The sequence below is a fragment of the Pseudomonas sp. zfem002 genome (assembly GCF_032621685.1).
Lineage (GTDB): Bacteria > Pseudomonadota > Gammaproteobacteria > Pseudomonadales > Pseudomonadaceae > Aquipseudomonas > Aquipseudomonas japonica.
In genome coordinates, this window is record NZ_JAVYJH010000001.1 from 332884 (window position 1) to 345536 (window position 12653).

At 64.0% G+C, this 12653-nt stretch carries 11 protein-coding genes; 3 read left to right on the top strand and 8 right to left on the bottom strand.

Going from position 1 to position 12653, the window contains the following annotated elements; translation table 11 throughout:
* Positions 1-20: 20 nt before the first annotated feature.
* Both RTI28_RS01505 and RTI28_RS01510 read left to right on the top strand, forming a co-directional pair.
* Entirely contained in the window at positions 21-929 is a 909-nt protein-coding gene (locus RTI28_RS01505; protein ID WP_316918806.1) for a DUF808 domain-containing protein, read from the top strand.
* Positions 930-1005: 76 nt separating this feature from the next.
* Positions 1006-3840 carry an RHS repeat-associated core domain-containing protein gene (locus tag RTI28_RS01510; RefSeq protein ID WP_316918807.1) on the top strand — a complete coding sequence of 945 codons (2835 nt, stop codon included), beginning with the start codon at positions 1006-1008 and terminating at the stop codon, positions 3838-3840.
* Between the two features lie 190 nt (positions 3841-4030).
* On the opposite strand, the gene RTI28_RS01515 is transcribed toward RTI28_RS01510, so the two are convergent.
* From RTI28_RS01515 to puuE, 7 genes are all read right to left on the bottom strand, one after another.
* Positions 4031-4801: an outer membrane protein OmpK gene (locus RTI28_RS01515; protein ID WP_316918808.1), complete on the bottom strand. Its 771-nt coding sequence runs from the start codon at positions 4799-4801 to the stop codon at positions 4031-4033.
* 356 nt (positions 4802-5157) lie between these two features.
* The gene (locus RTI28_RS01520; RefSeq protein WP_316918809.1) at positions 5158-5943 is read right to left on the bottom strand and encodes an outer membrane protein OmpK; all 786 of its coding nucleotides are present in this window, start codon (positions 5941-5943) and stop codon (positions 5158-5160) included.
* 137 nt (positions 5944-6080) lie between these two features.
* Positions 6081-7436, bottom strand: a complete 1356-nt coding sequence (locus RTI28_RS01525; protein ID WP_316918810.1) for a nucleobase:cation symporter-2 family protein — start codon at positions 7434-7436, stop codon at positions 6081-6083.
* Between the two features lie 117 nt (positions 7437-7553).
* Positions 7554-8918: a urate hydroxylase PuuD gene (locus tag RTI28_RS01530; protein WP_316918811.1), complete on the bottom strand. Its 1365-nt coding sequence runs from the start codon at positions 8916-8918 to the stop codon at positions 7554-7556.
* Between the two features lie 48 nt (positions 8919-8966).
* Positions 8967-9470, bottom strand: coding sequence for an ureidoglycolate lyase (locus RTI28_RS01535; RefSeq protein ID WP_075802579.1), 504 nt, complete (start codon positions 9468-9470; stop codon positions 8967-8969).
* 63 nt (positions 9471-9533) lie between these two features.
* A complete protein-coding gene (gene uraD / locus RTI28_RS01540) occupies positions 9534-10049 on the bottom strand; it encodes a 2-oxo-4-hydroxy-4-carboxy-5-ureidoimidazoline decarboxylase (protein ID WP_316918812.1) in 516 nt (171 codons plus the stop codon).
* The gene (gene puuE, locus RTI28_RS01545; RefSeq protein WP_316918813.1) at positions 10046-10975 is read right to left on the bottom strand and encodes an allantoinase PuuE; all 930 of its coding nucleotides are present in this window, start codon (positions 10973-10975) and stop codon (positions 10046-10048) included. The genes uraD and puuE overlap by 4 nt, the downstream gene beginning before the upstream one ends.
* Before the next feature lie 389 nt (positions 10976-11364).
* Between puuE and uraH the strand changes: the two genes are divergently transcribed.
* The gene (gene uraH / locus RTI28_RS01550) at positions 11365-11718 is read left to right on the top strand and encodes a hydroxyisourate hydrolase (protein ID WP_009396156.1); all 354 of its coding nucleotides are present in this window, start codon (positions 11365-11367) and stop codon (positions 11716-11718) included.
* A gap of 38 nt (positions 11719-11756) precedes the next feature.
* On the opposite strand, the gene RTI28_RS01555 is transcribed toward uraH, so the two are convergent.
* A complete protein-coding gene (locus tag RTI28_RS01555; RefSeq protein WP_316919104.1) occupies positions 11757-12593 on the bottom strand; it encodes a helix-turn-helix transcriptional regulator in 837 nt (278 codons plus the stop codon).
* Positions 12594-12653 lie beyond the last annotated feature (60 nt).

The following is a 12653-nucleotide window of genomic DNA, read 5'->3' on the forward strand; positions in this document are numbered from 1 at the left end:
TTACACGAGATTCACCGAACATGGCAGGAAGCAGCCTACTTGTACTGATCGACGACATCGCCACGCTCCTCGATGACGTTTCCGTGATGACCAAGGTGGCGGCCAAGAAGACTGCCGGTGTTCTGGGAGACGACCTGGCGCTCAACGCGCAGCAGGTTTCCGGTGTCCGCGCCGAGCGGGAAATCCCCGTGGTCTGGGCGGTGGCCAAGGGCTCGTTCGTCAACAAGCTGATCCTCGTGCCGGCGGCCTTGCTGATCAGCGCCTTCATTCCCTGGGCGGTGACGCCGCTGCTGATGCTCGGCGGTGCCTACCTGTGCTTCGAAGGCTTCGAGAAGCTGGCGCACAAGTACCTGCACAGTGCCGAGGAAACCGAGGCCGAGCATGCCGCACTGACGGCCGCGGCGGCCGATCCGGCGGTCGACCTGGTGAGCTACGAGAAGGACAAGATCAAGGGCGCGATCCGCACCGACTTCATCCTCTCCGCGGAAATCATCGCCATCACCCTCGGCACCGTCGCCGACGCGCCGCTGACCCAGCAGATCATCGTGCTGTCCGGCATCGCCCTGGTCATGACCATTGGCGTCTATGGCCTGGTGGCGGGCATCGTCAAGCTGGACGACCTCGGCCTGTGGCTGACCCAGACCTCCAAAGGCGTCGGCAAGGCCATCGGCCAGGGCATCCTGCGCGCCGCGCCGTACCTGATGAAGACCCTGTCGGTGGTCGGCACCGCGGCGATGTTCCTGGTCGGTGGCGGCATTCTCGTGCACGGCATCGCGCCGCTGCATCATGCCGTGGAAGCGTTCAGCGCGGACAACGGCGGGGCGCTGACTTCGGCGCTGGCCAACGGCGTGCTCGGAGTGGTCGCCGGTGCCGTGGTGCTGGCCGTGGTCGCCGGCGCCGGCAAACTGTGGAAGGCGCTGCGTGGCTGACTGATATTTTTGTCAGGTTCCACCCAGGCCGCATCAGGCCATACTGGCGTCCACCGAGGACCGGGGGATGCCAGGCATGTCGTCGAGTCGTCAGCTCCATCAGCACACGCCCACCCTGTCGGTGAACGACGCGCGCGGGGCACAGGTGCGCGTCGTCGCTTACTGCCGCGCGCTGGCGCAGGCGCCGGCAGTGGCGCGGATCAGCGCCTACGCATTCGATGTCCAGGGCCGTGATGTCGCCGCTCGCGATCCGCGGGCCTGGGACAACGCTGGCGCGGCCAATCGCACCTCGCTGTATTCCCTCTCCGGACGGGTCGTGCTGGCCGACAGCAGCGATGCCGGCTGGCGGCTGGCGCTGTTCACCGAGGCGGGGCCGGCCAGCCGGGCCTGGGACAGCCGCGGTTCGTCCTTTCACACCGAGTACGACGGGCTGCTGCGGGCAACGGCCCTGCATGAACAGGCCGGCGGCGAGCCATCACGGGTGGTCGAGCGCCTGGCGTACGGCGGTGCCGACCTTGCCCTGCATAATCAGTGCGGGCGCTTGCTGCGCCATGACGATCCGGCCGGGATGCTGCGCTGCGACGACTATGCGCTGGGCGGTCAGCTGCGGCTGCAGTGCCGGCGCTTCCTGCAGCAGCCGCAAACACCGGACTGGCCCGCCGATGTCGCGGCGCGCGATGCCCTGCTCGAACCCGGCGCGGGCTACATCAGCGAGACCCGCTGCAACCCGTTGGGCGATCCGCTGCTGCGCATCGATGCCCTCGGCAATCGCCACCAACTGATCCTCGACCAGACCGGTGCCCTGCGCCGCTCGACCCTGCAAACGCTCGACTGCGAGCAGCCGCGCACCGTACGCGACGCGCTTCGCTACGATGCCATGGGCCGGGTGATCAGCGAGACGGCGGGCAATGGCGTGCTCACCGAGCGCAGCTTCTGCCCCCGCGACGGCCGCCTGCAGCGTCAGGTCGCTCGGCTGCCGGGGCAGGCGGCGCTGCAGGACCTGCACTATGGGTACGACCCGATGGGCAATGTGCTGAGCATCGAGGACCTGTCGCAGCCGATCACCTTCTACCGCAACCAGCGCGTCGCCGCGTTGCAGGTCATGGCCTACGACTCGCTCTACCAGCTGGTCGAGGCGCGTGGCGTGGAAGTCGATCAGCCCTCCCATGGCCCCGGTTTGCCGCCACTGCATGACTTGCCGCTGGACCCGACGCGACTGGTCAACTACCTGCAACGCTTTGCCTACGACGCCGCCGGCAACCTGCTGCATCGCGCCCACGAGCATGCCGCCGGCTTGCACATGGCGGTGGCGAGGAGTAGCAATCGCGCACTGCCGGCGCGTGCGGACGGCAGCCTGCCGGATGAGGCCGAGATCGCCGCCGCCTACGATGGCTGCGGCAATCTGCTGCAACTGGAGGGGGTCGCCGCGCTGCGCTGGAATCCGCGCAACCAGCTGGCTGAAGTCCGCCAGGTCGTGCGCGAGTCCGGTGCCGACGATCGGGAACACTACGTGTACGCGGCCGATGGCAATCGGGTGCGCAAGGTGAGGGTGGCCCAGGCGCGTTCCCGCAGCCTGCTGGCCGAGGTGCGTTATCTGCCGGGGCTGGAGTTGCATCACCGGGTTGGCGGAGAAGTCCACCCTGTGCTGCAGGTCGATGAGCATCTGCGGATCTCGGAGCAACAATGGCGCTACAGCCTTGGCGACCAGTTGGGTTCGATCGCCCTGGAGCTGGACGGCGAGGGCGCCTTGCTCAGCCGCGAAGCCTTCTACCCGTTCGGCGGCACAGCCGTCTGGGCGGCGCGCAGTGCCGTGCAGGGCGAGCGCAAGACCCACCGTTACTGCGGCAAGGAGCGCGATGCCAGCGGCCTGTACTGCTTCGGCCTGCGCTATTACGCGCCGTGGCTGGCGCGCTGGACCAGCAGCGACCCGCTGGGCGAGGCGGACGGACTGAACCGCTACCGGATGGTGCTGAACAACCCGGTGAGCCTGCGCGATGCCGCCGGCGGCTACGCGATACCGGCGGTGCCCCTCCCGGACCTACCGACCCAGGCCCACTTCTTCTGGACAGGCTCGGCGATTCCGCCGGCCAACCTGTACAACGCCCTCATGTTCAAGGAGCAGAACCCCGACTGGCAGGTGAACATCTGGACGCCCAGGCAGAGCAACTACACCGCGACCCTGCTGGCCATGGAGGACAGCCCGCAGCCGGCGGAGCGTGACCTGGCCCGCGCCCATGGCGGCGCGCTGACGGTCAGGCCGCCGGACGAGATGTTCGACGACCTCGTCCACTGGTACCCGCAGGCACACCAGGTCAGGAGTCTGTTTGCCAGGGAAAGCAACGGGGCGTTCTGGAATCCGGCGGCCGCGAGTGATATCGGTCGCCTGGTGAGCACCTATACCTATGGCGGTCTGTACATGGATTTCGATGTGGCCGTGGGGGAGGCCATCGACCTGTCGTCCGCCAATGGTGACTTCTTCCTGCACACCCGGGGCGCCCAGGTCAGCAATGGCGTGATGGCTGCGCTGCCGGGCTCGGGCACCGGGCGCGAACTGCTGGACCGGCTGGTGCACGAGTACTCGCCGCAGTCCGAGAAGAACCTCGGCGGGCTGAACGCGGGCTGGGACACCAAGCGCAGCACGCCCGGCAATGGCCTGTTCTCGCGCTGGCGCCTGACCATGCACATGAGCGGTCCGTCGATGATCCGCCCGGTGCTGGGCGAAGGACGGATCCGCCGCGATCAGGAAGGCTTGCCGACGCAGGCGTTCCACGGCCGCAAAGCCGCTCCCGCGGTGGACAAGGTGCAGACGCGGGATCTGGCGAGCCTGTTTTTCGCTGGCTACGATCCGGCGATCAATGCCGAGGGGCAGTGGACGACGATCCGTCCCGGACGGCGCTCGTCCATCGGTTGAGCGGCGACGGGCGAGCGTACGCACCGCATGCCGCTGGCTTGTGGTGTTGTGCATTGTCGGGGAGGTGTTGCCGGGAGGGGGATCGCGGCGCCAGCGGGAATCGACGCTGGCGCCGCGATCGTCCACCGGGCTGATGGGAGTCAGGCCCGGGGTGGAAGTCGCCGCCGGTGATCCGGCGGCGGACAGACGCTTAGAAGTGCACCTTGACCAGGAAGCTCGCGGTGTTCTGGTTGGTGTCGAAGTAGCGGGTGTCCTGGATCCCGTACTTGTCGCTCCAGTAGTCGTATTCGAAACCGACGTACAACTGCTTCTCGCCGAAGTTCAGCGCCTTGCCCAGGTCGTACTTGACCTGCGGGTTGAAGTGCAGGTTGGCGTGGTAGCTCTTGTCGTTGTCCACCACCCAGTCCATGAAGCCGTCGATCAGGATGTCGGAGTTGCCGACGGGAATGGTGTAGGCCCACACCGGGGTGATCTGCCAGACGTTGTCGCCGTCGCGGCTGCCTTCGGTGTGGCGGTTGTAGAAGTTCAGCTGGAAGTAGTCGAAGCCGGGAATGTCCAGGTCGAAGCCGGGGCCGACCAGGTAGGACTCGGTATCGCCTTCGCCGAACTCGTAGGTCATCGCCAGCAGCACGTCCTTGACCGGGCCGAACGACAGCTTCTGGTCGAAGATCTTGCCGAACGACAGGCGCGGGCTGAACTCGCCGTAGTAGGTGTTGGGGCCGTTGAGCCCGTCTTTCTGGCCGTTGTAGAAGATCTTGTCGATGAACAGGAAGTTGTCACCGTACTTCCAGGCATCGGCGTGCTCGAAGGTGACGGTCTGCTGGATCTCCGGGTTGACGGCGAAATTCTTGCCCCACAGATAGGTCAGGCTGTTGTTCTGCCATTGCAGCAGGTCGCCGGCCATGGCGCCGCTGGCAGCCAGCAGACCGCTGGCGAGAATCAGGCTCTTGGTAAAACGCATCGCGTTGCTCCCTTGGTTCTGTTTGCGACGCTCTTGTAATGGCGTCGTCGGGTTAAGTTTGTTGTCTTTAAAGTCAGGTTTTTTCGATTGGCCACAGCAACATGGCAAGAGCTGGGCCAACCTTCCCGGCTGGATGCAGCACTCCTGCTCGACGTCTTGCTGAACAGATGAAAAACGGTTTTCGTACAGGCCTTACGCCTGCCAACCGCCCGGAATCATTGACTGAGCGGTCAGCAAACGCGGGCGGAATCCTTCCGCCCCGATCGAGGGGGCGCGCAGATTACTGGCTTGCGCGCTGACCCTCAAGTGCTCCTTCCTGGAGCAGGTGGTGCTAAAGCTGTGCATTCGGTCAGGTTCTAGAAATGCACCTTCACCAACGCACTGGTCACGCTCTGGTTGCTGTCGAGACGACTGCTGTTCTCGATGCCGTACTTGTCCTTCCAGTAGCTGTACTCGATACCCACGTAGAGCTGCTTGGCTCCCCAGTTCAGGGCCTTGCCCAGGTCGTACTTGACCTGCGGGTTGAACTGCAGGTTGGCGTGGTAGGTGCCCCGGCGGGTCTGGTCGTTGTCCACCACCCAGTCGATGTAGCCATCGATCAGGATGTCGGACTTGCCCACGGGGATGGTGTAGGACCAGGACGGGGTGATCTGCCAGACGCGGTCACCCGGGCGGCTGCCCTCGGTGTTGCGCTGGTAGAAGTTCAGGTTGAAATAGTTGAAGCCGGGAATCGCCAGCTCGAAGCCGGGGCCGATCAGGTAGGCCTCGTTGTCGCCTTCGCCGGACTCGTAGGTCATGGCCAGCAGGACGTCCTTGATCGGGCCGAACTCGAGCTTCGTGTCGAAGATCTTGCCGAACGACAGGCGCGGGCTGAACTCGCCGTAGTAGGTGGTCGTGCCTTTGTTGCGGTCGGCCTGGCCGTTGTAGAAGATCTTGTCGATGAACAGGAAGGTGTCGCCGTACTTCCACTTGTTGGCGTGTTCGAAGGTAATCGTCTGCTGGATCGACGGATTGACCTGGAAGTCCTTGCCGTACAGGTAGGTCAGGCTTTCGCCGTGCCACTGGATCAGATCCCCCGCTACCGCTGGAAGTGTCGCCAGCAAGCTGCTGCCCAGGAGAAGGGAAGTGGTGGTGCGTTTCATGTTGTGATTCCCGGCTGATTATTATTGTTCGTTGCGGTTTTTTCGGCGCAAAGCGCCCCGGACGACCCGCTCCCACGGGTCGACGGTCCTGCGTATTGCTCGGGGTGGAACCGGGCGGCAAGGGCGCCGCCCAAGGCTCAATGCGAGTGGCTGGCCTGGTTGTGCGCGGCGCGTTCGGCGCCGCCCAGGATGTTGAACAGCAGGTTCAGCACCAGGGCGCTGACCGTGGCCATGGCGATGCCGCTATGGGTGATGGGTTCCATCCACTGTGGCATCTGCGCGAAGAACTCGGGGCGCACCACGGGAATCAGGCCCATGCCCACGCTGACCGCGACCAGCAGCTGGTTGCGGCGGTCGGCGATGTCGGCTTCCTGGAGGATCTTGATCCCGGTGGCGGTGACCATGCCGAACATGGCGATCGATGCGCCGCCCAGCACCGCTGGCGGAATCGAGGCGATCAGGAAGGCTGCCTTGGGCAGCAGGCTGAGCAGGATCAGGAAGGCGCCGGCGACCACGGTGACGTAGCGGCAGCGCACCCCGGTCATCTGCACCAGGCCGATGTTCTGGGCGAACGAGGAGTGGGTGAAGGTGTTGAAGAAACCGGCGACGAAGGAGGCGCCGGCGTCGCACATAAGGCCGCGACGCAGCATGCCGGGGGTGACTTCACGATCGGTCACCTTGCCCAGGGCGAGGAACATGCCGGTGGATTCGACGAAGATGATCACCACCACCAGGCACATGGAAAGGATCGGCGCGAGGCTGAAGGTCGGCATGCCGAAGTGCAGCGGGGTGACCACTTGCAGCCACGGCGCTTCGTCCAGTCCGGACAGGTCGACCATGCCGATGGAGCCGGCGAGGATGTAGCCCAGGCCCATGCCGATCAGCACCGACACGTTGACCCAGAAACCACGCATGAAACGGTTGACCAGGAGGATGGTCAGCAATACCAGGGCGGCGACCGCCAGGTAGATCGGCGAGCCGAAGGTCTCGGCGCTGGCGCCGCCGCCAGCCCAGTTGACCGCTACCGGGAACAGCGACAGGCCGATCGAGGTGATGACCGTGCCGGTCACCAGCGGCGGGAAGAAGCGCACCACCTTGGACATGAACGGCGCGATCAGCATGCCGAAGAAGCCGGCGGCGATGGTTGCACCGAAGATGCCCTGCAGGCCGACGCCGGGCATCCCGGCCATGGCCACCATGCTGCCGACGGCGGCGAAACTGGCGCCCATCATCACCGGCATGCGGATACCGACAGCACCAATGCCGAACGACTGGACCATGGTGGCGACACCGGCGACCAGCAGATCGGCATTGATCAGGAAAGCGATTTCTTCTCGGGAGAGTCCGGCAGCCTGACCGATGATCAGCGGCACCGCGATAGCGCCTCCGTACATCAGCAGCACATGCTGCAGACCGACGAGGATCAGTTGCAGCAAGGGCAGGGGCTGTCGTGGCGGCGCATCGGGGATGTACGCCTGGCGAGACTCGGACATGCAGCACCTCGAGTTTTGTTGTTATTTTTTTGAGCCGCGATCCCTGGCGGCGGGCTTGGAAAAGCCCGTGGTTCCCGCCCGGGATGCGCGTGAAGCTTGCAGCGATGAAGCGATGGATCAGTTGACCGGGGCGCCCTTGGCGATCCAGTCACCGACCAGTTTGCGTTCCTCGGCCGTCATCTGGGTGATGTTGCCCAGTGGCATGATCTGGCTGGCGACGGCCTGGGCCTGGATACGCGGAGCCATGGCCTGGATCTGTTGCGGGGTGTCGAGCATCACGCCGGCTGGCGCGGTGCTGAACAGCGGGCTGGTCGGCTTGGCCGAATGGCACACGGTGCAACGTTCCTGGATGACGCTGTGGATCTTGTCGAAACCACCACCGGCAGCCTGGGCTGCGGCGGTCGCCTGGGCTGGCGCTTCGGCAGGCGCGGCAGGCGCAGCAGGTTCGGCAGGCTTGGCCTGGGCGGCCTGCCAGGCAGCGGCTTGCTCTTCCTCGGCTTTCTCGGCGGCAGTCTTGCCACCCAGTGCGGTTTCCGGCAGCGGCTGGTACTGGATCTTCGCGGCAGCCTGTTCAGGCGCGGTCGGCAACGGCTTGGGACCGGTGACGTAGGCCAGGCTGATCATCGCCAGGGCGCCGACGGGCAGGGCCCAGGCGTACTTGTTGCTGTCGTGGCGGGTGTTGAAGTAGTGGCGGATGAGGACCGCAGCTACCGCGATACCGGCCAGGATCGCCCAGTTGTATTCGCTGCCGTAGGTGCTCGGGAAGTGGTTGCTGATCATGATGAACAGCACCGGCAGGGTGAAGTAGTTGTTGTGACGCGAGCGCAGCAGGCCCTTGGCCGGCAGTACCGGATCCGGGGTGGTGTTGGCTTCGATCGCGGCCACCAGCTGGCGCTGGGCCGGCATGATGATGCGGAACACGTTGCCGACCATGATGGTGCCGATGATCGCGCCGGTGTGCAGGTACGCGCCACGACCGCTGAACACCTGGCTGAAGCCGAAGCACGCCGCGATGATCAGGACGAACAGGACCAGGCCGAGCAGGGCGGGTTGCTTGCCCAGTGGCGAGTCGCAGAGGAAGTCGTAGATGAACCAGGCGGCGATCAGCGAAGCGACACCGATGGTCACGCCTTCGAAGCCGGTCAGGGTGCTGCCCGGTTTCAGCAGGTACAGGGTCGGCTGCCAGTAGAACACCAGGCACAGCAGGGCGATCCCGGACATCCAGGTGAAGTAGGCTTCCCATTTGAACCAGTGCAGGTTCTCGGGCATTTTCGGCGGGGCCAGCTTGTATTTCTCCAGGTGGTAGATACCGCCACCGTGGATCGCCCAGAGGTCACCCGACAGCCCGTCACGCGGGTTGGCGCGGTTCAGGTTGTTTTCCAGCCAGACGAAATAGAACGACGCGCCGATCCAGGCCACGCCAGTGATCATGTGAACCCAGCGCACGCTCAGGTTCAGCCATTCCAACAGATGTGCTTCCACAGTCTTGTACCTCTTGCCGGTCACCGCGGGGCGATGGCCAGCCTTCTCTTATTGGTGGGGATTGAGGATCAGTTGCTCATCCTCGGTAAAGAAATGCTCGTCGCAGTTGTTGCCGGAACCACTGCGATCAACCACCAGGAAGTCATCCCGCTTTTCGATCGTCAGCACCGGGTGGTGCCAGACGCCGCGATGGTAATTGACGCCCTGCCTGCCATTGCTCATGAAGGCACGGACGTGACCTGATACAGGTGCATCGCCAACCGGCGCGACCACGATCAGAAAGGGGTTGCCGAGCAGCGGAATGAAAGCCTGGCTGCCCAGCGGATGGCGTTCCAGCATGCGTACGGTCAGCGGCATGTCCAGCGCGTCGGCGCGGAAGATGCTGATGATCGCCTTGTCTTCCGGCTGCGCGGTCTCGACCGTCGCCAGCTTGTGGAAGCGCATGGTCGAGCCGTTGTTGATCATGAAGTGGTCGCTGCCATCGGTTTCGATCACGTCACCGAACGGGGCGAAGGCTTCTTTGGTCAGGGGCTCGATCACAAGAGTACGCATGCTTTTATTCTCTGAATTCTGTGTTGTTGTCAGGCTACGGGCGCCGGCAGGCCGGCGCGGGTCTTACAGTTGCAGCAGGCGGAACAGGGCGATCAGGTTGATCTGCGCCAGGGCTTCCTTGAACTCGGCCTCGGCATCGTTGTGGATGCGGGTTTCGAAGGAGGCGAGGATCTGGTGCCGGTTGCTGCCCTTCACCGCCATGATGAACGGGAACTTGAATTTCGCTTTGTAGGCGTCGTTGAGTTCGGTGAAGCGGGCGAACTCTTCGGCGGTGCACTGGTGGATACCGGCGCCGGCCTGTTCGTTGGTGCTCGACTCGGTCAGCTCGCCCTGGATCGCGGCCTTGCCGGCGAGGTCCGGGTGAGCGTTGATCAGCGCCAGCTGGGCGGCGTGGTCGGCGCTGAGGAGGATGTCGCTCATGCGCTGGTGCAGGTTCTCGATCTGATCCAGTTCCGCCAGTTGACCCAGGTCGTAGGCTTTTTCGGCGACCCAGGGCGAGTGCTCGTAGATGTCGGCGAAGGCCTCGACGAATGCGGCACGGTCCAGGGTCGAAGGGGTCAGGGTCTTGAAGGCGGTCATTTCGCGGTCTCGGCTTGGAAAGGGTGGGTGGCGTGCCAGTGGCGGGCGATGTCCACGCGACGGGCGAACCAGACCTGGTCGTGGCTCTTGGCGTAGTCGATGAAGCGCTTGAGCGCGGCCAGGCGTGCCGGACGGCCGACCAGGCGGCAGTGCAGGCCGATGGAGAGCATCTTCGGTGCTTCGGCGCCTTCCTCGTAGAGCACGTCGAAGGCGTCCTTCAGGTACTGGAAGAACTGCTCGCCGCAGTTGAAGCCCTGGACCTGGGTGAAGCGCATGTCGTTGGTGTCCAGGGTGTAGGGGATCACCAGGTGCGGCTTGCCGGTCGGGTTGTTCGGTTCCCAGTAGGGCAGGTCGTCGTCGTAGGTGTCGCTGTCGTAGAGGAAGCCGCCTTCCTCCATGACCAGGCGGCGGGTGTTCGGCCCGGTGCGGCCGGTGTACCAGCCCAGCGGACGTTCGCCGGTGAGTTCGGTGAGGATGCGGATGGCTTCGAGCATGTGCTCGCGTTCCTGGGCCTCGTCCATGTACTGGTAGTCGATCCAGCGGTAGCCGTGGCTGCAGATCTCGTGGCCGGCCTCGACCATGGCGCGGATCACGTCCGGGTGACGCTGGGCGGCCATGGCCACGGCGAAGATGGTCAGCGGCACGCCGCTGTCCTTGAACAGCTTGAGCAGGCGCCAGACGCCGGCGCGGCTACCATATTCGTACAGCGATTCCATGCTCATGTTGCGCGCGCCCTGCAGCGGCTGGGCGGCGACCATCTCGGAGAGGAAGGCTTCGGATTCCTTGTCGCCGTGAAGAATGTTGCGTTCGCCACCTTCTTCGTAATTGAGCACGAAAGACAGCGCAACGCGGGCATTCCCCGGCCAGTGCGGATGGGGAGGGGTATTGCCGTAACCGATCAGGTCGCGAGGGTAGTCAGCGCTCACTGCAGTCTTCCTTCTTGTTCGTCAAAGCGGAGGGTGGTGGCGTGCACGAGATTGTGTGGGGCCACGACGATGGAGTGATTGTATACAACTTTATTTACGATTTGTAAGCCTGTTTTTTCCCTTTTCTTTCTCCCTCCGTCTATGGAAGGGTGTGCAAGAAACCTGCCTGATTGGTCAGCTAATGACGGCGACGTCTATATAGGCCATGGCTTTGCGACTAATGGCGTATTTCCAGGGGCGGGTAGAACTGAATCGGAAAATCGCAAGAAAAATTGTGTACAATTTTTCGGGAAAGTGTCTTAATGCGTTCACAGCCGCTTGCTGCCGTGTTTCTCCGAGGTGCAGGCGGGTATTTTCTGCCCATAGAGTGAACAAGAGGCGAGCAAGCAATGGGACGTTTGACCACGCATGTACTGGATGCCGCGCATGGCTGCCCTGGCAGTTCGATCAAGGTCGAGCTGTACCGGGTCGAAGGCCAGCAGCTGGAGCTGGTGACCACTGCCCTGACCAACAGCGATGGCCGCGTCGACGCGCCGCTGCTGCAGGGTGACGACTACCGCAGTGGTGTCTACCAGCTGCAGTTCAGCGCCGGCGACTACTACCGCGCCCGTGGTGTGCAACTGCCCGAACCGGCGTTCCTCGACGTGGTGGTGCTGCGCTTCGGCATCAATGACAAGCAGGATCACTACCATGTGCCGCTGCTGATCTCGCCTTACAGTTATTCGACCTATCGTGGAAGCTAGTTGGTCGCTAGAAGAATCTTCGTAGGTCCTTGGCCCGCTCACACTGGCGGGCTTTTTTTCGTCCGCGGTTTTTGTCCTGCGCTCAGCGGGCGCATCGCTGAGCGCCCCGGAAAGTACTGGCTTGGCACTTCGCCGAGGACGCCCTTGAATACCGTCGAGAAGGCGCTGGGACTGCTGTAGCCAAGCTCCATCGCCACCCGTGTGACGGCGTCGCCGTTGCCCAGCTGGACAATGGCCGCCAGCAGGCAGGCCTGCTGCCGCCATTCGAGGAAGCTGATGCCCGTGTGCTGGCGAAACTGCCGGGTGAACGTGCGGCGACTCATGCCCGCGCGCTGCGCCATGGCGTCGATCCCGATACCCAGCGAGGGCGCGGCGAGAAACTCGCGACAGGCCGTCGCGAGGCGTGGCTCATCGGGTAGGGGGGCATTGAGCGACAGCGATGGCATGCTGGCCATTTCATGAAGCAGCAGCCCCATCAGGTAGCCATTGCGTTCCTCGCTGGGGTCGTGGGTGGGGGCTTCGGTTGCGCTCGCCAGCAACTGCTGCAGCAACGGTGACACGCCGAAGACCTGGCAGGATCGGGGGAGCCCCACGCGCTGCGCGGCCTGTGGACGCACATAGGTATTGAGCATCGTCACAGGGCCACGCATCTGCATGGCGTGAGGAAGACCCGCCGGTACCCAGATCGCCCTCAATGGCGGGACGGCCCAGTTGCCCCTGTCGGTTTCCACGGTGATGACGCCACAGGCGGCGTAGGCAAACTGGCCGCGACGGTGGCTATGTCTTGGAAACAACTCGCCATCGGCGTAGTCCTTCCTGGTCACCACAACATCGCAAGGCGTGTCGGCGTAGATGTCGGTAGCTGTCATGTGCATGGCCCGGTTCTGGCTCTGGTTGACCTTGAATTGAAAGCGGGCCATCCATGGTCGAGGCAC

Coding starts and splice junctions, on each gene's coding strand:
- RTI28_RS01505 (WP_316918806.1), top strand. CDS start 21: ATGGCAGGAAGCAGCCTACTTGTACTGATCGACGACATCGCCACGCTC.
- RTI28_RS01510 (WP_316918807.1), top strand. CDS start 1,006: ATGTCGTCGAGTCGTCAGCTCCATCAGCACACGCCCACCCTGTCGGTG.
- RTI28_RS01515 (WP_316918808.1), bottom strand. CDS start 4,801: ATGCGTTTTACCAAGAGCCTGATTCTCGCCAGCGGTCTGCTGGCTGCC.
- RTI28_RS01520 (WP_316918809.1), bottom strand. CDS start 5,943: ATGAAACGCACCACCACTTCCCTTCTCCTGGGCAGCAGCTTGCTGGCG.
- RTI28_RS01525 (WP_316918810.1), bottom strand. CDS start 7,436: ATGTCCGAGTCTCGCCAGGCGTACATCCCCGATGCGCCGCCACGACAG.
- RTI28_RS01535 (WP_075802579.1), bottom strand. CDS start 9,470: ATGCGTACTCTTGTGATCGAGCCCCTGACCAAAGAAGCCTTCGCCCCG.
- uraD (WP_316918812.1), bottom strand. CDS start 10,049: ATGACCGCCTTCAAGACCCTGACCCCTTCGACCCTGGACCGTGCCGCA.
- uraH (WP_009396156.1), top strand. CDS start 11,365: ATGGGACGTTTGACCACGCATGTACTGGATGCCGCGCATGGCTGCCCT.
- RTI28_RS01555 (WP_316919104.1), bottom strand. CDS start 12,593: ATGCACATGACAGCTACCGACATCTACGCCGACACGCCTTGCGATGTT.